The following is an 18,961-nucleotide window of genomic DNA, read 5'->3' as shown; positions in this document are numbered from 1 at the left end:
GATAACATGAACAATCGCGAACTGATGAAATATCGCAGCCAGCAAGCAGCCAGCAATATCAACGATGGTGTTGTGGATTTTGATGCGGGTAAGTTTCGCGAGATTTATCCCAACACCAAAGGCACTGATGCACAACTAGAATCAGCGTTCGTTAAGGCTGGGTTACTCTTGCGTAATGATAGGTTTAGCTGTGTTAAAGACTTGAAGGAGCGTGAAATGCTTCTCTTCTTGCTCGTCGCTCACATGGCTATGCTTCAAGCCAATATCGAAGACGGCAACAGTGCGGTAGGTCGAGCATCTAGCGCAAGCGAGGGCAGTGTATCAGTATCTCTAGATTATGGCACAACAACCAATGCCGAAAAGTGGTACACGCAAACCCCTTACGGCGCTGAGTATTGGGCTTTGACCAGTCAGTACCGATCATTCCTGTATACGCTTGGTGTTATGCCAATGCCTGTTTGGAGAGGTGGTTATTATGGCTAAAAGCAAGCTTGAGGAAGCACTGGAAAAGTATCTCTCCGTAAGCACCAGCTTAGAGTTGCGAGCTGGTGTTCTTGAGGGGGCGGTATATCCAACTAATGACGATGGCAGTAGAGGTGAAAATGTTGCTACTGTCGCTTACAAGCAGGAGTACGGCTCTCCCTCTGAAAACATACCATCTAGGCCATTCTTTAGGCATGCGATATCAATGAATAAGCAAAAGTGGTCAGGAATACTGTCAAATGGATTTCAGCATTACGATGGGGATCTAGAGCTGGCTATGCGAGCCACTGGCAAAGAGATTATTGATGATTTAAGAGAGTCAGTAAGGGCTTGGTCATCACCTCCAAACTCAAAAGAAACAGTTGATAGGAAAGGGTTTAATAACCCACTCATTGATACTGGTCAGCTGATGAACTCATTTGCATATGAGGTAAGTGATGATCAAAGTTAGAGCCATTGCCAACTCAGCTATTCAAGTCGTTAATAAAAACCTACCTGCGACCCTAATCGCCAACGAGGGATTTGAAATTATCCCCGGAGGTAAGCAAGTTCCTAAACTCGCCTCTTATGAAATAAGCGTCCAAATGCAGAGCTTGAGCACACAGGACTTAGAGCATTTAGGTGTTATCAATCAGCAAGGTGAATTCATCTACTGTTATGCGAGAGGGCAAATCGAAGCCATTCGCAGAGTAAAAGATAAAGGGGCTGACAAGATTAGTTTCGTTGCGTACGGTGAATCCGAACCATCTGAATGGCTAGTCACCAAGGTCATAGAATCATACCCATCATGGGTTAAGGTGCTTTTATGGCGACAATAAGCATTACTGAAGATGATCTCTTTCTTGAGCTATGGACTTACTTAACTGATTTATTTGGCTGCCCTGTCGTTCGTGGTTATGAAAATAATGTACCTGTACCCAAAGACGGTATTGTCATGTACATGCTGTACGAAAGAGATTTGGATTACACGGCAAATTATTGGGAAGCGCCAACGGAAGAGGTGACAGTACAGCGATCAGTAGAAGCTACCTTTCAGTTTGATTTTTACGGCGAAGAAGCTAATAACCGTTCAAGAGTTGTAGCAAATCTCTGGAAGTCATCATACACAACCGACCGGCTCAAGAAATGCAAACCTTTAGACAGCGGAAGTCCAAAGAAAAACGTATTGGTGAATGAAGCAAATCAATACGAAAACCGCATGATGCTAGACGTTACCCTGCAATATAACCCTGAAGTCTCTTATCACACCGATGGTGTCAACCGCGTCTCTATCACTACCACTCAAGTTTAAAAGGTAAAAATATGAATTCTATTCCAGCAAGCGATATCGTCCAGATATTGCCCGGTGTCGTTGGCACTGGTGGTAACCCTCTGGCACTTAACGCGCTGTTTATTACAAAGAAAAAAGCAGAGTCAATGCTAGGTGTTCGCTCATTCGGATCTGAAGATGAAGTTGGCGAAGTGTTCGGTCTTGACTCTGATGAATATCGAGCTACTCAAATCTATTTCGCAGGGTTTGTTAACTCAACCTCTCGACCCGAATCACTCTATATTGCCTACATGAATGGAGAGGCTGAGTCAGCAAAACTCATTGGCTCTAAAGTTCCTGTTCGCACTGAAAGTGATTTCAGCCCACTACCAAGTGATTTAACCTTAACTATTGATGGTGAAAAAGTTTCTGTAACCATTGATGGTGAAGTGACAAGTTACTCTGCTTTAGCTCAAGCAGCGACTACTTCACTGGGTGCAAAAGGTCAGTGCGCTTATGACGCGCTATCGCAAACTTTCGTTATCTCTGGTGCTACAAAGGGAGCGAAAGGAAATATCTCGTTTGCTGTTGGCGATTTAGCTGAATTTATGGGTCTTACTGAATCATCTGGAGCACAGAAAAATGACGGTATCGATGCTGACTCTATTGAAGAACTGATGCCTCGTATTACAAAAGAAACACGTAACTTTGTTTCGGTAATGACTCTGAGTGACTTCTCAGTAAGCGAAAAACTCACAATCTCTCGCTGGGTTTCATTGCAGAATGATCGCTACATTCACGTCCTGTACCACTCAAATGATGATGATTTAAAAACCATCTCTGATGCGATTATTGGCGCAGAAGTTGGCGGCACAATGCTGATGTACGGTGATTATACTCACGGTGCATTCGTGTGTGGTTATCCTGCTTGTCTTAACTTTGATGAATTAAACGGTCGTACAAACCTGTCATTCCGTTATCAAGAAGGGCTAGCACCATCAGTTGATGAGAAATCAAAAGCCGATGAATTAATGAAGTTGGGATTTAATTTCTATGGCGCATACGGCACAGCCAATGACCGATTCATCTTTGTTTATCCTGGTTCAATCTCTGGCAAGTTCAAATTCATGGATAGTTACGTCAACCAAGTATTCTTCAATAGCCAGTTGCAACTAGCGCTCATGACTATGTTAGTGAGCAATAAGAGCGTTCCTTACAATGATGCAGGCCGAGCTATGCACCGCGCCGCAGTAACAGATCCTGCTAATCAAATGCTTAACTTTGGTGGTATTCAGCCGGGTGTTGAATTATCAGAACAGCAGAAGAAGCAGATCAATTATGAGGCTGGCTTTGATGCGGTGTCTCAACTGAAAACCGCAGGCTGGTGTATTCGTGTTGGTGAAACCCCAGCGCAAACCCGAGGATTACGCAAATCCATGCCATTAAAACTCTGGTACGCAGACGGCGGTAGTGTCCAGAAAGTTAATTTACCGTCAATTAACGTTCAATAGGAGTAATGAATTATGGGTATGGGCCATAACGAAAGAACAATTACCTCGGCAAACTCAGTCATGATGATCCGCTGCAAAGGTATTTATGATGACTGGGTGCGCATTCAAGGTTTCCAAGCTGACAACGCATGGGAGTTCGGCGACGCAAATATTGGTGAAACTCGCATGGGTGTGGATGGCAAACAGTCCATTGGTTATACGCCTCATGAAACGCCGTGGACACTGTATCTGGAAGCTAACAGCGCATCTATTGAAGTGATGGAAACTATCCGCAAAGACTTCAACAGCAATATGGAAGTACGACCGATTGAAATCATTATTGAAATGCCGTCAATCGCTAAACGTTACACAGGTAAAGGCGGTTTAACCACAATGAAAGGTGGGCCAAGCGGTAAGAAAATGCTTGATGGCACAACTTACAATTTCAACATGGTTACAGAAGGCGCAGAGGAAATCTAATGTCACTAAAAACAAAAACTATCACCATCGAAAAAGGTCGTGATGAAGGCAAAACATTCGTCATTACTGAAATGCCGATCACCAAAGCTGATAACTGGGCAATGCGTGCTTTATTTGCTATTGCTAATGGTAGTATCGATATCGAAGGTATTAACCCTAACATGGGTATGCTTGGAATGGCTCAGGTGGCAATTAAGGCGTTATCTGGCATTAAGCCTGATGTTGGTATTCCGTTACTTGATGAGTTGTTAGAGTGCGTCCAAGTGCTTCCTAGTAGCGGTAATGCGCGAGCGTTGATTATCGACTCAGATATTAAAGATTTAAGTACGATGTTCACACTCCGCAAAGAAGTGTTAGCCATCCATATTGATTTTTTAACTCAAGGCGGTGGGTCAGACTTGAAAAGCTAAAAGCTGGTCTACCGCTAAAGGATGGCGTACTCGCTGAAACCGCTAATGTGTCTAGTGTGGTATCTCAGGTTATTACATCTGGTCACGCCACACTGCATGAACTATCGACAGTATACAGTCTTGAGGACTGCATGAATTTGATAGAGATACATCAAGTCAGCGAGTACAACAAGCAATTAATGAAAGAACTCAGTGAGTCTGAGTAAGTGCCACAAATGTGGCTTTTTTATTGCCTGAAATTTGAGGTAACACTATGGCTACAGTTGTGGAATCACTGATTGTCTCACTTAAATTAGACAACACTGAGTTCGGACGTGCAGTAAAACAAGCAATTGAAGATAACGAACAATTATCTGATGCGGTTAATGGTGTTGGTGATGCGTCAAAAGATGCGGGTATTAATATCAACATCTACACACAGGAAACAAAGAAATCCAACGACGAAACAGATAAAGCCAAAAAGAAAAACAAGGATTTAGAGAAAACAATAAACGGAGTTGTAAAGGCTTTATCTGGCTTATTCACCACCATATTTGTTTCAACTGGCTTACAAAAACTGATTGATGAAACCAGCAAAACCAATGATCAGCTCTATTTCTTAAGTAAAAACTTAGGCATGAATGCAACCGACATTAAACGGTGGCAGAACATGGCAGAGATGACGGGCGGTAGTGCTGATGGAATGGCGGCGAGTTTATCAGGCTTGAGTCAATCCCTGTGGAACTTAGTCACCACAGGTGATGCTTCTATCCTACCTTGGTTTAATGCGCTCAATGTCGATGTGGTGAACTCTGGTGGTCAAATTAGAGATCTTAACGATATCCTGCTCGATGTATCTGACAGCCTATCGAAAATGTCACGCCCTCAGGCGTATAACATTGCCAAAAATATGGGGTTCGATGACGGCACAATAAATCTGTTGCTTGAAGGTCGTCAGGCTATGCAACAGATGCTAGAAACTCAAAAGAATATCGTTATCTCCAGCGAAGAAGAATTAAAGCTCAGTCGTCAACTTAACCAGCAAAACGCATTAGTCAGCAAGCAGTGGGAAGGTTTAAAAACACTCATTGCGAACTACTTAATGCCTTACTTCCTCCGCTTCTCTGAGAAAGTCTCAGGTTGGCTTGATTACCTCAATAAAAATAGAGAGGTAGCCAAAGACCTGTTTAAGGGAATGGCGGTTGTGCTCACCTTGTTTCTAATCCCTGTATTATGGCGTGCAGCGACTGCGATGTTGGCTTTATTTGCCCCTATATTCACTGGTACAGGTTTGGTTTTAGCGTTAGTTGCCGCTCTAGCCTTGCTATATAACGACTACAAAGCATGGAAGCGGGGTGATAAGTCCTTATTCGACTGGGGTAAGTTGGATAAGGGAATTACTTATATACTGAAAAAGCTTGATGAGTTTAAAGCATGGTTTAAAAACACCACTATAGGGAAATGGTTTACTGACGCAAAAGGTGAGGTTGATTTACTGAAAGCGGCATTCGCTGGATTAGCTTTGTATATAGGAACTAAATGGGTCGGAAAAATATTAAAAGCATTCGGAAAGATAATTAAGGGTGCTGGTAAGTTAGGAAGAGGGTTAGGCTCTAAGGCAATAATTGGGGCGTTATTATATGAACCCGTTGATGAAATAATGACCTCTATCGTTGGCGAGGAGAAGAAGAAATATCTTGATTCTCACGGGCTTTATTGGGTATCAACAGGTGATGGATTCTGGGATTTTGAATTATTCACCAGTGAAGATGATGCAAAAAAAAGGCAGGCTGAGATAGATGGATTAAATGACGGGTTGGGGGCTAGAGTAGGACAGATTATCAACAACAACAGTACCTCAAATACGTCATCGAGTAATACAAAAAATATTAACAACATAGATAACAGAAAAGGGATTTCAAGGGGAGAAAGAAATAACAACCCTCTTAATATGAACTTTGTTGGACAAAGAGGAGCTACCCTAGAGGACGACCCAGATGCGCGGTTTGCAAAATATAAAACACCCTACGAAGGACTAAGAGGAACAGTAAGGCAGTTGATGTTGTATTTTGATGGAAAATCAAGGGCGGTAGGGAACAGGAAGTTACAAACAGTGCAAGATATTATTGGAGCATGGGCGCCTAAAAAGGGAAAAGATAAGAACGACACTGACGGCTATATTAAACGCGTATCTGAAAGATTATCGGTATCACCAACAGAAGTGATAAACCTTAATGATCCAGAAATGATGTACGCACTAATGAATGCCATGAGTAAGGAGGAAATTGGGAAGCCACTTCCTTACAATAAATCACTTGTGATGTCTGCTATCAATGGAACTGGTGATCCATCTGTTAATCTTGCAAATAACATTAACTCTCTCAACAAAGCTATTAGTAAGCCAATAGTATCAAATACAGGGTTTGAGGCTCAAAACTTTTTATCTCAAACTCAGAAATTAAATAGCCAGCCGAAAACGGTAAATAATAAAACCGAGGTAACTGTGAATGGTGGTATCAATGTTACAAGCACGGCGGATACCATTAAAGGAACAGTTGAGGATGGAAGAGTAGCCGCAAGGGAATCTCTGTCCCAGATTATGCCAACCATGGTCTAATTTTCTGTTGTTTGCTATTGGTTGGTGGCACAATAACTTTAAATTCATACTTGTGAGGTTGGTAATGATTAAAGGTTTCTTCACTGTTGCTGTTATAGCTTTAATATCTTTCAACTGTTTTGCTTTGCCTGAACCTCAAGATAAAGAGGTGTACAACACGTTTTCTGCCTCATTGAAAAACAGGCTTGTAGAAAGTGAAATGAATGCTCTGCATAATGGAAAAAATTCATTTGTATTGTCAGAATATTTCCTCAATCCACTAAGTGATAGTTATATTTATAGTGAATACAAAAATAATGAAATACTTGCCAATAAGAAATATAAGAATAAAGAAATAAGGATTGTTGCTGTTGCAGAGAGTATTTCAGAAGATTTTACAGGACGAGGAATTATAAGAACTTTATCTCCAGAAGTGTTTTCGGGAAGCGCTATATTAAATATAGATAAAAATGATAAATACATCTTGTCCTTATCTTCAGGTGATCGCATAGATATGGTGTGTAAAGGTGGCGGTTTCGTAATGGGTAGCCCAGTGTTAAATGACTGTGTATCAACAAGGGATTTTGTTATAAAGCACATGGGTAAAGGTGAGATAAGAGATTCTCTAGAGAACTTAATTGATGGGGTATCTTATGTCTTATATACTCAATACTTTGATATTATAGGGAATAATTGTAAAAGTAGAGTTGAATGTGAAAGTTTCATCTCTAATATCTTTCAGAATAAGATTACAGCAAAATCACTGGGGTTGGATGATGACGAAAAAGAAAAGAGACTGGTGTCTTTATTCGTATTTATTAATAAGCACGAGAAAGAACTTAATGATAAATACCCACATGCAAGCAAGGTGATAAGTGGGTTCATTAAAGCAAAATAAATAGTTACGAGTATGGACGACTGGCGATAAGAACCCTTCAAGACAATTGCAGGATAGGTGCTGGTGATCTGTGGGGATTGAGAGATAAAGAATGTTCTATCATCCTTAGTTACAAAGACTAAACAAGGGCGTCCGTGCCCTTTGTTCGTTTTTTGAAAGCGCTAAGTTTAGTTTTTTAACATTCATCACTGTTCAAATTACCAGATAACCATTCTTAAGTTATATTGATATTATGTATAAAAACTAATACAGTCGACTTAAAGGATATCCATGTATGGCTGAGGTATTGTCGTTAAATTTTAAGGAACAATTCTATTATTCTACGGAGAACCCAGTAAGCGTAAAAGAGATCATAAAATCTTTACAGGGATGGGAGGCCATAGCTAAACAATCACTCGACGTATTTGTTAATTTAACTGAGTGTGAAATAGACGGAGTAGAGTTAGAAGTTGAATTATTGCGATCTGGAAGTCTATACGAAGACTTGGTAATTAAGTTATTATTCGGTTCGCAAGAAAAATTAGATAAGTTTGTAGAAAAATGTCACGCCGTGATAGGAGAAGGAGCCGTGAGAAATACACTTGTTTTTGCGGTTGTATCTGGAATGGTGGGATATGGACTATATCTTGCTAGTGCAGCTATGAGTCCAGACAAAGTGACTCACTTTGAGGCAAATAATAATACGATTATTAACATTGGTGCAGGTGCCGCAAATTTGACGCCAGAAGGATTAAAGTCTGTCATTGAAACATCTGTAAGAAATCCAAAATCATTAGCTGAAGGTGCCGTAAAGGTTATTTCACCAGCAAGGTCAGATGAAAACGCTTCACTTACTATAGGCGATGGTCAGCAAACTATAGTTATTCCTCCAGAAACAATACGGCAGGCTCCAACTTCAGTATCCATTGATCCGTTGACGCAAGTTAGGGATTATTCTGACGTTGATATTCAAATAAGAGCATTGGATTTAGACAACCCATCTAAAGGCTGGGCTGCGGTTGTGCCTGGCATCATAGAGAGAAGAGTTAAATTAGTATTGGACCCGAATGTATCAGCAGAATCATTGTCTGGAAGGCTTTCATTCCGAGGTGATATAACAGTAATTTCTACGTTGAAAAATAATGAGTACAAACCAACAGAAATTTTGTTAAGAGAGATAATAGAGTAAGTATTAAAACTAACCCACTCCGGTGGGTTTTTTATTGCCCAAATTTCACCACGCCTCTTAACTGAGGCTTTTCACGTTGGAGATAACAATGTTCGGAATGCCAGATATACCAAACTGGAAGGGATTACCTAACGCTGGATTAGATGCAGGCATTAGCCTTGGCGGTGCTGCGTTAATTAATTCCTTATTCGGTAACTACTGGGGAATATTCAATGAATACGGTGTTCCGTTATTACTCGCTGATAACGTGATATCGCTCCAGTATGAAAACAAAAGTCGTGTTGTAAATGCGCCTATCGAAAGAGGCACATTTGCCAGTTACAACAAAATAAGCGATCCGTGGAAAGCAACCGTACAAATGAGTAAAGGTAGCGGTGGTGCTTTAGAGCGTGGTGCTTTCTTGGCTCAACTTGAAATCCTGTCTAAAAGCACATTGCGATTTATCGTTATCACGCCTGAGTTTGTCTACAAGTTTGCAAATATCGTCGGGTATGACTTAGCGCGTGAGGCCAAAGACGGGGCGACACTTATTAAAGTAAACGTACATCTTGAAGAAATTCGAGAGGTCACAGTTAGCTATGCAGAGGAAGAAGTCACTAAGCCAGATGATTCAAAGGTGAAAGATACTGGAGATCAGACTCAAAAGGTGGAATCTCAGGGGTTTAACTTTGATTGGAATAGTGGAGATAGTTATTTATACCAAGGGGTTGAGCTACTAAAAAATGGGTGGGATTCTGCTATCAAGTCGTATGATGAAGCGATGAAGTTTATACAAGGTCAAGTTTCTGGAGGTTAAATGAATTTTGAAATAAAACTATCGCCCACACCAAACCAATCAACCTCATTCACTATCAATAACACACTTTACGAACTCACGTTAGAAACTCGACTTGAAAACCTATTCGCCACAGTAAAACGAGATGGTGAATATCTGGTGTGTAATCGCATTTGTCGAAACCTTACTTACATTTGCCAGTGGTTGATATTTGTCGATATAGAGGGGAATACAGATCCAGTGTATTCAGAGTTAGGATCACGTTATAAGTTGGTGTGGAACGATGGCATTCAATAGAAAAGTTTTGCGCATAACATTAACGCTGTCTGGTGAGAATCAATCATTCTCTACTGAAAATAAGAATAGCCTATCTGCCATTGGATTGAGGGCGAGCGCTGAAATTAACTATGGAAATGGTTCTCCAGCGCCTAGTGCCAGAGTGAAGATTTACGGCTTACCGATTGAGACTGCGGATAAGTTACTGCGCATTAAGTTCAATTCATTAAACGGACTAAGAGACACAATAGCAATAGAGGCAGGGGATCAGGATAGCGAGCTAGTTCCTGTGTTTAAGGGCGGGATTACATTTGCTTACCCTGATTTTGGTGATGCGCCTAATGTTGCTCTGATTATTGAGTCACAAACAGCAGTGCTTGAAAGCATGGCCCCTGTTGATGCTGAAAGTTACAAAGGCTATCAAGACGTTGTCAATATTATGGGGCAGATATGCGAGAGGGTGGGCTATACGTTAGAAAGTAACGATGTGAATGCAAAGCTTAATGATGTTTATCTTTGTGATACCGATATGAAGAAAATCAGAAAGCTGGCGGATGATGCTGATCTTGACCTTTATCTTGAAAATAATCTTGTGGCCATAACGCCAAAAGGACAACCAAGGAAAATTAAAATCCCTGTTATCTCTCCTGAGACGGGGTTAATTGGATACCCTACTCCTACCATGATTGGTGTCGATTTTAAGTGTTTCTTTGACCCTTTAATTCGCTTTGGCGGCATTGCGAGAATCAAAAATAGCGCCGTTGAGCGTTGTAATGGCGACTGGTTAATTTATGGCTCACGTTCCATTCTGGAAACCGAACAAGAATCAGCAAGGTGGCATATGGAAATATCAGCACAGAACCTAGAGGATAGTAAGAATGTCGCAATCAAAAAATGAGACGGCTTCACTCTATGGCCCTAAAGATATGGCTGGTGGTATTGGCACTCAAGAGATGATCATTAACTCATTGATTGGGCGCGTAGCAACTACCACTGTCTGTAAGGTTGTGGCGATTAAACCAAGCGGAACTGACGCGGTTGGATTGTTAGATATCATGCCTCTGGTGCTTCAAGTTGACGGAGCGGGGAATACTTACAAAAACGCAGTTATCCATAACGTTCCTTACTTTCGTTATCAAGGAGGTGCTAACGCAGTAATTATCGACCCTAAAGTGGGTGACTTGGGTATTTGCCTTGTTTGTTCTCGTGATATCTCAAAAGTTAAACGCACAAAGGATGAAGCTGCGCCAGATAGCAAGCGTCGATATGACTGGGCTGATAGTTTGTATATCGGGGGGATACTTAATGGATCGCCATCACAATACATTCATTTTCTTGAGAGTGGAATAAATGTTGTGGCCACAGGTGAAATTAACATGAAAGGCACTAAGGTGATACTGGATGCCCCAGTAGAAACCACCTCAACATTACAATCAGCAGGGCATATCACTGACAATACAGCGCAAGGTAACGCTCAAACAATGGCCTCAATGCGAACCACTTACAACGGTCACACCCACAGAGAAAACGGTCAAGGCTCCAATACGAACCAGCCAAATCAGCAGGTATAAAATGAAAACATTATTTCTACTGCCTGATACATGGGATCTGACCCTTGATGTATCGGGAAACCTCGCTATTGCCTCTGAACAGTATGAGACAGCTCAATCAGTTGCTAATAAGTGCCGAGTATTTATGAAAGACCTTTATTACTCACAAAATGAGGGCATTCCTTATTTGGAGGACATTTTAGGTAAGAATCGATACTCACTTTCTCTATATCGGCAGAATTTAGAAGAGGCTGCGCTTTCTGTTCCTAATGTCGTTACGGCTACCGCTGAATTATCAACGGCAAATGACCGAGTGGTTAGAGGCAGGATTTTATTCACTGACAACAAAGGAAATAAAGGGAGTATTTCATTATGATCCCACCGGTACAAATACTTCCTCAAGGTATCGTCGCACCAACCACTCAGGAAGTGATAGATGGTTTATGGCAGTTAATGAAGGGGTGCTTTGGTGAGAACATCAATACATCAATGGATACACCACAAGGCCAGTTAGTCACCACATTATCAGCCGTTATTACTGATGAACGAAACTTCATGATTAACCTATTAAACAACTTTGACCCACGCTATGCATCAGGTCAAATACAGGATGCGCTAGGTTACATCTACTTTATGCAGAGAAAACAAGCGACACCTTCTGTGGCTGAATTAATTTTTAACGGGCTGAGTGGTGTTGTGATACCTGAAAATTATCAGGTAAGTGATGATAGAGGGTTATTCTGGGTAACATCTGAAGAGTCAGTAATCAATGAATCTGGCGTTGCAGTAGTTAAAGCTAACTGCTTAACCACAGGCGCTATCGATGCGCCAGTAGGCGTTATTAATCGACTAACTAAAAGCATTAGTGGACTGGATTCTGTATCAAACAGAACCGCAGGAATACCAGGTAGAAATGCTGAAAGTAGACAAGAATTCGAATATCGCAGATCTGAATCTGTCGCAAAGAACGCTAAGAATACCAACTCAGCAACTTATGGTGCAGTAGCTAATCTAAAGGGAGTTATCGACTGTTATGTTGTTGATAACCCATCAGATGCAACTATTCAGGTAGGTAAAACAAAATATTCTTTAATCAGAAACTCAATCGCTGTTTCAGTAGTGGGCGGGGATAACGAAGAGATTGCACAGCAAATATTAACGAAAGCTGGTACTGGATGCTCGTTCGTAGGTAACACGACGGTTACTTATGAAGATAAAGAAAACTTCCCTTACATGCCACCTAAGTACACAGTGAAATTTATTCGACCAACTGATATCGCTGTTACATTTACGATTACTGTTGAAGATAAAACACAATTAACTCACCAAGCAAAGCAAGCCATCATTAAGGCTATTACCGAAGAGTTCACAACCGGTAGAGGGAAAGGTCAGATCGGAAAGAGATTAATTGCGAGTGATTATGTATGTGGTGTAGCTCAATCTACTACCTCACGATTAATCAATATTCAGGTTGGTAGAAAAGGTTCTGCTTTGGCTAGTTACATTGATTTTGGGATAGATGAGTTTCCAGTGTTATCGGTAGATGACATAAGGATAGAGTAATGATTGATATTAGAGAAACATTACTCAGCCAATATGCCAACTCCCCCAATATCATCGCAATACTAAAATCAGCAAATCAAGCCATTGACCCACGAAGTCATGTAGAGGAGTTCTACAATATGGCGGTAAACTTACATTCTGCTGCTGGGCTCGGTCTGGATATATGGGGAAGAATAGTTGGCATAGGAAGGGGGCTTTCAATTCCAGATCCTGACGATAATTACTTCGGGTTTGAAGGCACAGAAAAATACACTCCTTTTGGGCAAGCTCCTTTTTTCGGAGGTAATCCGGGTGATGTGACTTATGAAATGTCGGATGACACTTATCGTGAAGTTATCATCATAAAAGCCTATTCAAACATCCTTTATGCAACAGCACCAAATATTAACGCTTTTCTTAAAGCATCATTCCCAAGAGGAAAAGCCTATTACCTGATCACTGGTCACATGCAGGCAAGATATGTATTTGAGTACCGGTTATCAGAATTCGAAAAAAACTTAATATTTCATCACAACATTTTACCTCGACCATCAGGTGTTGATGTCGGCGTAAATGAGCTTCCTACAAATGAATATTTTGGATTCTACGGCAGTGGATTCCAACCATTCAACCAAGCGCCTTTCACTAAATAGGTAAAAAATGAAAAATCCAAAATTAATATCTAAGCCTTTCGCACAGAACGGGCAGAAAAATGTCATCCCTGAAAAATACGAAACCAGCATGGAGAGTAACCAAGCGACATGGGATCAGGGCTTTGGTCAGATTACTATGTTGCCAGTAAGCGCAGGTGGGTTGCCTCCTAAAGGGCAAGACTTTAATGGCATACTAAACCAGATGTGTGAAACCATTGTTCATATATCAAAAGGCGGTGTTTTTAAATTCTCTGCTGATTATGCAACAGCTATTAATGGCTATCCCAAAGGGGCGATTCTTCAATCAGAAGATGAGAAAAAATACTACCAGAGTTTGATTGATAACAATAAAGTCAACTTCAACACCGCAAGCCAAGATCAGATAAAAACATCTTGGAAGTTGGTAATGACTGACGACCTACTTGAACAGTTATCAAAAAAACTAGAATCATCCGCAGTAGTCCAATCCACTGGCACATCAACAACCAGCGTAATGAGCCAGAAGGCGTCTACTGATGCGTTCCAACCAAAAGGCACTTATCCGACAACATCAGAAATGAATGTTGAACTTAATAAAAAGATTGATAAAGCTAGTATTTCTCAGCAATTAGCAAATGATATTAATAAAGTGCCGAGCTTGGATTTAGTGACTAAGGAGCTAGGTAAGAAACAGCAATCTGGTGATTACGTTACGGGAAGTAAGTTAATCTATGAGCTTGGCTTTAAGTTTGACAAATCTGAGGTTGTTCAATCAACAGGGATATCTGTAACAAAAATAATGAGTCAAAATGCTGTTACTGAGGAGTTAAATAAAAAAATTAATGAAACAGCGCTGGTTCAGTCAACAGGGCAAAATCAATATTCAATAATGAGTCAGAGAGCGGTTAGTGATGCTCTTGATTTAAAGGTTAATTACACCGCCATAGTTCAGTCAACAGGGCAAAATAATTATTCAATAATGAGCCAAAAGGCATCCACGGATGCGTTTCAAGCCAAGGGAAATTACGCATTAAAATCAGATCTTATTGATATTGATAACATTCCAGTCGGCTCTCCTATCCCATGGTCATTATCTACTGCACCTTCTGGCTACCTAATTTGTCAAGGGCAAACATTTAATAAGACAACATATCCAAAACTAGCTACCGCCTATCCATCGGGGAAGTTGCCTGACCTTAGAGGAAATGCTATCCGAGGATTGGATGCTGGTCGCGGTATTGATGTAGATCGTCAAATTCTATCAGAGCAATCAGGGAATAGCTTATTAAGTTCACCAATAATGAATAATCCCGAAGAAAAAGGATTTGAATTAAAAATAAATAATATTGGTACAACAGGAGGCGATAATCAAGGCTGGAATAGCCTGTATCAACAAATAGAAGGCGTTAACGGTAACGAAACTCGCATGCGCAATATTGCATTTTTATACATAGTGAGAGCAGCATAATGAACAAATATAATTTAGATATTCAAAATGGAAAAATTGGTGAGAATGGTTTAGCGGAAGTTGCTGGTTGGGTAAAATGTTATTTATCACACCCTCTGACTCGTGAATACATGGGGGCAACAATGGAAAACGTTATGTTTGATGTTTCTCTTCAATCGGGTGCGTACCTAGATGAACCTAAGTTGCCAAAAAAAGAAAATCAGGCAATCAGACGCAAGATTGACGGTAGTGCATGGGAAATTGTAGATGATTATCGCGGACTCGTTGCATATCACATACAAACAAAGCAACCAGTAAACATTGATTTTATCGGATCATTACCTGATACATTAACACTATTACAGCCAAACAGTGAGTTCGATAAGTGGAATGGTGAAAGCTGGGTTGCTGATGAGCGAGCTATTAAAGAAGCTCAAATTAACTCAGCTAATAAACAAAAAACAGAGTTATCACAAGAAGCTGAAAATCGCATTGTGCAATTAGAGCGAAAAATCAAATTAGAAATGGCAAATGAAGAAGAGGTTGGGCTGCTGAAAGCATGGGAAATTTACACAGTCAAGCTTGATGATGTAAATCCAGAATTAGCGCCAGATATTGAATGGCCACAAAAACCTGAGTGATCACTCTGCTTTCAAGTACTGCACCGAATTTCCATCTGGCAACTTCTTACTTCTTTCCCGATAAAACGCTAATCGCTCATTAAAATACTCGCGCAAATGTGCTGGTTGTTGTCGTTCAACTTCGGACGCAACAACTGGCATATTGAGGCGTTCTTTATATGCGACACCTGAAGCAGCTAAATCGACATTGATTTTGTCTTTTTCTTCTTGAGTTAGGTTTGCGAGGTTCATAACAGATCCGGTTGGTTTTTGGAGAGTATAGCAGGAAGGTAGTGAGTGGGGACGTATAGGGGGCAAAAAATTACCGCAAACTTTCTCGAACTCACTCACGCTTGAGAAAATAATTTGCGGTAATCGTCTGCTAATCTTGAACTAACTCGAACTTTTCATATTTTCGATATCTGTACTCCCATATTATGAGCATGCAGGTGTAGTACCTTATTTATTTGATAAAGGTGACTTTTCTTTTCTATCACGAGATAAAAAACACCTAATCAAAATAGAGATGGGGCATCTTGCTCAATGTCATTGAATAGATGATATAAGCTTTCGAATGTGATTAAACATTCGAATACTTATACTATTGTTTGTTATTTATGATAATGAGCGCCCCGATTTTTGCAGATGGGATAGACACATCATTTTATTGATGTGCGCTTTTGCACATCTATATCAAAGCAACTCATTTTTTTATCTCTTCTTATCTTTCAAAAAAGATCAAAAGTAATTGTTAAATAAGTTAATTAACCTATGTTGGATTAGTTTTGTATAAAGCATAGTCATCATCTTTCTTCTCAATTTTTTCTATTTTATTTTCTAAATATTTAATTACATTTTAAATAACTAAAAATAAAACCAGCTCACATACCAATATGAATAAGTATGATAGTAGTAAGGTTTTTATAACTTGATGAAAAAATAATGGGATTACTGATTAAAGCACTGATAGGTGCGTTTGTAGTGGTATTAATTGCCGTTTTATCGAAATCTCGTCATTACTATATTGCGGGATTGGTTCCGTTATTTCCAACTTTTGCACTTATTGCACATTATATTGTTGGCTCTGAACGTTCTATTGAGGCGTTACGAACCACAATTATTTTTAGTTTATGGGCTGTTATACCTTATATGATTTACCTAATTTCACTCTATGTGATGATCAACTATGTAAAATTATTTACAGCATTGGCTACGGCGGTTATTTGCTGGATTATCGCGGCTTGGTTGCTTATTCTGTTATGGAATAAATTTCATGGATAGAGTATTTACTCTTACCTATTTATTCTCACGCTAAAAAATAAAGATAGAGAGAATATGAGAAAATCACTACAACAAAAAATAACAATCCTGAATTACTTATGGAAGTTGCAACGTGGTGGATAATGACACATAAATTTAATCACTTTGAAAAAGCAGTAAAAATAAAAAAATAATACAATCAGAAATGGAAAATCACGCTTAATTTTCCTACGATAAAGCTCATCTTTTTATAAAACGATTTTATTAAACTAAAAATTATTGATTATTATCACATTAAAGCAGGTCATAAACGGCTATGGTAATTACATGATTAATAACGTAAACGGTGATGATATGGAATATTGGTTTATTGCGTATAAAGTGCGTTCCAGAAATGGTGATACCTACGCCGGACATAAAATTGTAGAAACAGAGAGTGGGATCACACCCCATATTGCGTTAGAAAAAGCATGTCAGGAAGTTGCTGAAGGAGCACAAGCCGATATTCCTGCGGTGAGAGTAGTTGCTTTTAATCGTTTATAAGACATTCTACCTAATAGAAAATCCTACATTTATTAATGTGGGATTTTTTTTATCTAAATTTAAGGATTGGTTATTTAATGCGCTTTATGTATAGATCGATTTACTAATAGAAATAATAAAAAAATAAGGTGTTCATTAATATAATTTAATTACATTGATCTGATAGCGATTTTTTATTTGTTTTACTTAATTAAAATTCAATTATGTGATCTCAGCTCTACTAATTTACTTTTACGCATTGAATAAAAAAAGGCTTATGGTTAATGTGCTGGTGGGCTAAGGAATAGCTCAATACAAGGAAATAAAAATCATTATTTTGATTTTTTAGTTATTAATAAAAGGAAATTTAATTATGACAGTATTAACCGTTTATTTATGTGGTACTGGGTCTAACTCATTTGATAATAATAATCCGACCTTCTGGCAAGGCGAATTAGTCTCCACTTTAGCGCAAAATAACCAAGGAAGAGAGTTTGCACAGTGGTTTATTGTTGATGGCCCGGGTAGTGGTAATCTGCAAGAAGATGATTTATGGGTTGAAAGTCCTAATTACTCTGATATCAAGGGTTCGCTATTTGGTAGTGGTTGGGAAGAAAACGTGAAGCATGCACTTTGCTTAATGAAAGGTAACTTTGATTGGCAACGTGAAAAGTTAACCGAAGAGCAGTATAACCAACTGAAAAAAGCGGGCATTCCCATTGAAGATGTCAAAGTAACAGGCTCTTTTTTATGGCGTAAATATGACTATGGCGATCGTCAAGTCACTCAGCAACAACTTCAACAGCAAATTATTCGAATCTTCCGTAAAGATGGCATTATTCCAACACAAGTTAACTTAGTGGGTTGGAGTCGTGGTGGTATTACTTGCCATATGTTAGCGAATGCGATGTTGGCAGATCCTCAATTAAAAGATATTCCCGTGAATATTTTTGCTATTGATCCTGTCCCTGGTCCACTGAATTTCCAACCTGAAAAAGTCACTCTTGGTAAAAACGTCAAAGAATATGTCGGATTTTATGCAAGAGATGAACGCTCTAAAGGATTTACTTGTGTTATTCCAACAATTGAATCTGAAACTAAAATGCATATTTTCCCTATTTCTGGACGTCATGCCACATTAGTGGGTAATGCTTCTTTAGATGGCGCTAATGGTGAAAATGGCTTATATGCTCCAGGTTTATTAGTCCGTCATTTTGCAGAGGTCTGTTTAACGCGCTGGGGCTGTGATTTAGCAAATAAATTAGCCTTAACGGATGCACAAATTACAGGCTATCACAGTGATATTGCTAATGATGCAGATAAATATGTAGCAATGCGTCGTAAAACCTATTCTATCCATGAAAGTACGGGTAAAGATGAACGTAAAGTCTCATTAGGTAAAGAGGGTAAAGCATTCTCTGAGATCCACGGTGGACAATATAATCCATCAGTAGGTTTAACCGCAGATTACTTATCTAATCAACAACTCTATGATGTGATTAAATAAATTATTATTTATCAGATTATTATGAGCTAATAAATCGCCCATAGTGAAGTGGGCGATTCTAATTTCAATCATTATCA

The 18,961-nt window shown here is 39.5% G+C and carries 23 protein-coding genes and 1 pseudogene; 23 read left to right on the top strand and 1 reads right to left on the bottom strand.

Annotation, left to right across the window (positions count from 1 at the left end):
- Window positions 1-6 precede the first annotated feature (6 nt).
- The 19 genes from ABN212_RS17355 to ABN212_RS17265 all read left to right on the top strand — a co-directional run bounded on the left by ABN212_RS17355 (window position 7) and on the right by ABN212_RS17265 (window position 15,616).
- Entirely contained in the window at window positions 7-483 is a 477-nt protein-coding gene (locus ABN212_RS17355) for a DUF4054 domain-containing protein (protein WP_349443510.1), read from the top strand.
- Window positions 476-934: a hypothetical protein gene (locus ABN212_RS17350; protein WP_349443509.1), complete on the top strand. Its 459-nt coding sequence runs from the start codon at window positions 476-478 to the stop codon at window positions 932-934. The genes ABN212_RS17355 and ABN212_RS17350 overlap by 8 nt, the downstream gene beginning before the upstream one ends.
- Window positions 921-1,301, top strand: a complete 381-nt coding sequence (locus ABN212_RS17345; RefSeq protein ID WP_349443507.1) for a hypothetical protein — start codon at window positions 921-923, stop codon at window positions 1,299-1,301. The genes ABN212_RS17350 and ABN212_RS17345 overlap by 14 nt, the downstream gene beginning before the upstream one ends.
- On the top strand, window positions 1,289-1,774 hold the full coding sequence (locus ABN212_RS17340; RefSeq protein ID WP_349443505.1) for a phage neck terminator protein: 486 nt from the start codon (window positions 1,289-1,291) through the stop codon (window positions 1,772-1,774). Before ABN212_RS17345 ends, ABN212_RS17340 begins: the two co-directional genes overlap by 13 nt.
- A gap of 11 nt (window positions 1,775-1,785) precedes the next feature.
- Window positions 1,786-3,243, top strand: a complete 1,458-nt coding sequence (locus ABN212_RS17335; RefSeq protein WP_349443504.1) for a DUF3383 domain-containing protein — start codon at window positions 1,786-1,788, stop codon at window positions 3,241-3,243.
- Window positions 3,244-3,255: 12 nt separating this feature from the next.
- Window positions 3,256-3,702 carry a phage tail fiber protein gene (locus ABN212_RS17330; protein ID WP_129037599.1) on the top strand — a complete coding sequence of 149 codons (447 nt, stop codon included), beginning with the start codon at window positions 3,256-3,258 and terminating at the stop codon, window positions 3,700-3,702.
- Window positions 3,702-4,112: a hypothetical protein gene (locus ABN212_RS17325; RefSeq protein ID WP_349443503.1), complete on the top strand. Its 411-nt coding sequence runs from the start codon at window positions 3,702-3,704 to the stop codon at window positions 4,110-4,112. Before ABN212_RS17330 ends, ABN212_RS17325 begins: the two co-directional genes overlap by 1 nt.
- Before the next feature lie 253 nt (window positions 4,113-4,365).
- The gene (locus tag ABN212_RS17320) at window positions 4,366-6,708 is read left to right on the top strand and encodes a hypothetical protein (protein WP_349443501.1); all 2,343 of its coding nucleotides are present in this window, start codon (window positions 4,366-4,368) and stop codon (window positions 6,706-6,708) included.
- Between the two features lie 64 nt (window positions 6,709-6,772).
- A complete protein-coding gene (locus ABN212_RS17315) occupies window positions 6,773-7,585 on the top strand; it encodes an OB-fold protein (protein ID WP_349443500.1) in 813 nt (270 codons plus the stop codon).
- A 274-nt stretch (window positions 7,586-7,859) separates the two neighbouring features.
- A complete protein-coding gene (locus tag ABN212_RS17310; RefSeq protein ID WP_349443499.1) occupies window positions 7,860-8,753 on the top strand; it encodes a hypothetical protein in 894 nt (297 codons plus the stop codon).
- 88 nt (window positions 8,754-8,841) lie between these two features.
- Window positions 8,842-9,549 carry a phage baseplate protein gene (locus tag ABN212_RS17305; RefSeq protein WP_260291671.1) on the top strand — a complete coding sequence of 236 codons (708 nt, stop codon included), beginning with the start codon at window positions 8,842-8,844 and terminating at the stop codon, window positions 9,547-9,549.
- Window positions 9,550-9,825 (top strand): hypothetical protein, encoded by a 276-nt coding sequence (locus ABN212_RS17300; RefSeq protein WP_156733210.1) that lies wholly within the window; start codon window positions 9,550-9,552, stop codon window positions 9,823-9,825.
- The gene (locus ABN212_RS17295; RefSeq protein ID WP_349443498.1) at window positions 9,812-10,702 is read left to right on the top strand and encodes a baseplate hub protein; all 891 of its coding nucleotides are present in this window, start codon (window positions 9,812-9,814) and stop codon (window positions 10,700-10,702) included. The genes ABN212_RS17300 and ABN212_RS17295 overlap by 14 nt, the downstream gene beginning before the upstream one ends.
- Window positions 10,683-11,375, top strand: a complete 693-nt coding sequence (locus ABN212_RS17290; protein ID WP_349443497.1) for a phage baseplate protein — start codon at window positions 10,683-10,685, stop codon at window positions 11,373-11,375. The genes ABN212_RS17295 and ABN212_RS17290 overlap by 20 nt, the downstream gene beginning before the upstream one ends.
- A gap of 1 nt (window position 11,376) precedes the next feature.
- Window positions 11,377-11,730 (top strand): hypothetical protein, encoded by a 354-nt coding sequence (locus ABN212_RS17285; RefSeq protein ID WP_049206563.1) that lies wholly within the window; start codon window positions 11,377-11,379, stop codon window positions 11,728-11,730.
- Window positions 11,727-12,917, top strand: coding sequence for a baseplate J/gp47 family protein (locus tag ABN212_RS17280; RefSeq protein WP_349443496.1), 1,191 nt, complete (start codon window positions 11,727-11,729; stop codon window positions 12,915-12,917). Before ABN212_RS17285 ends, ABN212_RS17280 begins: the two co-directional genes overlap by 4 nt.
- On the top strand, window positions 12,917-13,549 hold the full coding sequence (locus ABN212_RS17275; protein ID WP_349443495.1) for a DUF2612 domain-containing protein: 633 nt from the start codon (window positions 12,917-12,919) through the stop codon (window positions 13,547-13,549). Before ABN212_RS17280 ends, ABN212_RS17275 begins: the two co-directional genes overlap by 1 nt.
- 7 nt (window positions 13,550-13,556) lie before the next feature.
- A complete protein-coding gene (locus ABN212_RS17270) occupies window positions 13,557-14,996 on the top strand; it encodes a phage tail protein (RefSeq protein WP_349443493.1) in 1,440 nt (479 codons plus the stop codon).
- Window positions 14,996-15,616 (top strand): tail fiber assembly protein, encoded by a 621-nt coding sequence (locus ABN212_RS17265; protein ID WP_349443492.1) that lies wholly within the window; start codon window positions 14,996-14,998, stop codon window positions 15,614-15,616. Before ABN212_RS17270 ends, ABN212_RS17265 begins: the two co-directional genes overlap by 1 nt.
- Here ABN212_RS17265 and ABN212_RS17260 read toward each other — a convergent pair whose 3' ends face one another.
- Window positions 15,617-15,847: a DNA polymerase III subunit theta gene (locus ABN212_RS17260; RefSeq protein WP_349443491.1), complete on the bottom strand. Its 231-nt coding sequence runs from the start codon at window positions 15,845-15,847 to the stop codon at window positions 15,617-15,619.
- Between the two features lie 690 nt (window positions 15,848-16,537).
- On the opposite strand from ABN212_RS17260, the gene ABN212_RS17255 reads away from it, so the two are divergent.
- The 4 genes and pseudogenes from ABN212_RS17255 to ABN212_RS17240 all read left to right on the top strand — a co-directional run bounded on the left by ABN212_RS17255 (window position 16,538) and on the right by ABN212_RS17240 (window position 18,884).
- Complete coding sequence (locus ABN212_RS17255) at window positions 16,538-16,876, top strand: GlpM family protein (protein ID WP_151435470.1); 339 nt, start codon at window positions 16,538-16,540, stop codon at window positions 16,874-16,876.
- 74 nt (window positions 16,877-16,950) lie between these two features.
- A pseudogene (locus ABN212_RS17250) lies at window positions 16,951-17,049 on the top strand (DUF6500 family protein); the annotation flags it as partial.
- A gap of 133 nt (window positions 17,050-17,182) precedes the next feature.
- Entirely contained in the window at window positions 17,183-17,398 is a 216-nt protein-coding gene (locus ABN212_RS17245; RefSeq protein WP_023581839.1) for a hypothetical protein, read from the top strand.
- 352 nt (window positions 17,399-17,750) lie between these two features.
- Window positions 17,751-18,884 carry a hypothetical protein gene (locus tag ABN212_RS17240; protein ID WP_198626604.1) on the top strand — a complete coding sequence of 378 codons (1,134 nt, stop codon included), beginning with the start codon at window positions 17,751-17,753 and terminating at the stop codon, window positions 18,882-18,884.
- Window positions 18,885-18,961: the final 77 nt, after the last annotated feature.

This window comes from Proteus genomosp. 6 (assembly GCF_040139785.1).
Lineage (GTDB): Bacteria > Pseudomonadota > Gammaproteobacteria > Enterobacterales > Enterobacteriaceae > Proteus.
The sequence above is the reverse complement of the archived record's forward strand: the minus strand, read 5'-3'. Positions and strand labels throughout refer to the sequence as shown.

What these genes read in the sequence shown, in the direction of transcription:
- ABN212_RS17355 (WP_349443510.1), top strand. Translation starts at nt 7, where the DNA reads ATGAACAATCGCGAACTGATGAAATATCGCAGCCAGCAAGCAGCCAGC.
- ABN212_RS17350 (WP_349443509.1), top strand. Translation starts at nt 476, where the DNA reads ATGGCTAAAAGCAAGCTTGAGGAAGCACTGGAAAAGTATCTCTCCGTA.
- ABN212_RS17345 (WP_349443507.1), top strand. Translation starts at nt 921, where the DNA reads ATGATCAAAGTTAGAGCCATTGCCAACTCAGCTATTCAAGTCGTTAAT.
- ABN212_RS17340 (WP_349443505.1), top strand. Translation starts at nt 1,289, where the DNA reads ATGGCGACAATAAGCATTACTGAAGATGATCTCTTTCTTGAGCTATGG.
- ABN212_RS17335 (WP_349443504.1), top strand. Translation starts at nt 1,786, where the DNA reads ATGAATTCTATTCCAGCAAGCGATATCGTCCAGATATTGCCCGGTGTC.
- ABN212_RS17330 (WP_129037599.1), top strand. Translation starts at nt 3,256, where the DNA reads ATGGGTATGGGCCATAACGAAAGAACAATTACCTCGGCAAACTCAGTC.
- ABN212_RS17325 (WP_349443503.1), top strand. Translation starts at nt 3,702, where the DNA reads ATGTCACTAAAAACAAAAACTATCACCATCGAAAAAGGTCGTGATGAA.
- ABN212_RS17320 (WP_349443501.1), top strand. Translation starts at nt 4,366, where the DNA reads ATGGCTACAGTTGTGGAATCACTGATTGTCTCACTTAAATTAGACAAC.
- ABN212_RS17315 (WP_349443500.1), top strand. Translation starts at nt 6,773, where the DNA reads ATGATTAAAGGTTTCTTCACTGTTGCTGTTATAGCTTTAATATCTTTC.
- ABN212_RS17310 (WP_349443499.1), top strand. Translation starts at nt 7,860, where the DNA reads ATGGCTGAGGTATTGTCGTTAAATTTTAAGGAACAATTCTATTATTCT.
- ABN212_RS17305 (WP_260291671.1), top strand. Translation starts at nt 8,842, where the DNA reads ATGTTCGGAATGCCAGATATACCAAACTGGAAGGGATTACCTAACGCT.
- ABN212_RS17300 (WP_156733210.1), top strand. Translation starts at nt 9,550, where the DNA reads ATGAATTTTGAAATAAAACTATCGCCCACACCAAACCAATCAACCTCA.
- ABN212_RS17295 (WP_349443498.1), top strand. Translation starts at nt 9,812, where the DNA reads ATGGCATTCAATAGAAAAGTTTTGCGCATAACATTAACGCTGTCTGGT.
- ABN212_RS17290 (WP_349443497.1), top strand. Translation starts at nt 10,683, where the DNA reads ATGTCGCAATCAAAAAATGAGACGGCTTCACTCTATGGCCCTAAAGAT.
- ABN212_RS17285 (WP_049206563.1), top strand. Translation starts at nt 11,377, where the DNA reads ATGAAAACATTATTTCTACTGCCTGATACATGGGATCTGACCCTTGAT.
- ABN212_RS17280 (WP_349443496.1), top strand. Translation starts at nt 11,727, where the DNA reads ATGATCCCACCGGTACAAATACTTCCTCAAGGTATCGTCGCACCAACC.
- ABN212_RS17275 (WP_349443495.1), top strand. Translation starts at nt 12,917, where the DNA reads ATGATTGATATTAGAGAAACATTACTCAGCCAATATGCCAACTCCCCC.
- ABN212_RS17270 (WP_349443493.1), top strand. Translation starts at nt 13,557, where the DNA reads ATGAAAAATCCAAAATTAATATCTAAGCCTTTCGCACAGAACGGGCAG.
- ABN212_RS17265 (WP_349443492.1), top strand. Translation starts at nt 14,996, where the DNA reads ATGAACAAATATAATTTAGATATTCAAAATGGAAAAATTGGTGAGAAT.
- ABN212_RS17260 (WP_349443491.1), bottom strand. Translation starts at nt 15,847, where the DNA reads ATGAACCTCGCAAACCTAACTCAAGAAGAAAAAGACAAAATCAATGTC.
- ABN212_RS17255 (WP_151435470.1), top strand. Translation starts at nt 16,538, where the DNA reads ATGGGATTACTGATTAAAGCACTGATAGGTGCGTTTGTAGTGGTATTA.
- ABN212_RS17245 (WP_023581839.1), top strand. Translation starts at nt 17,183, where the DNA reads ATGATTAATAACGTAAACGGTGATGATATGGAATATTGGTTTATTGCG.
- ABN212_RS17240 (WP_198626604.1), top strand. Translation starts at nt 17,751, where the DNA reads ATGACAGTATTAACCGTTTATTTATGTGGTACTGGGTCTAACTCATTT.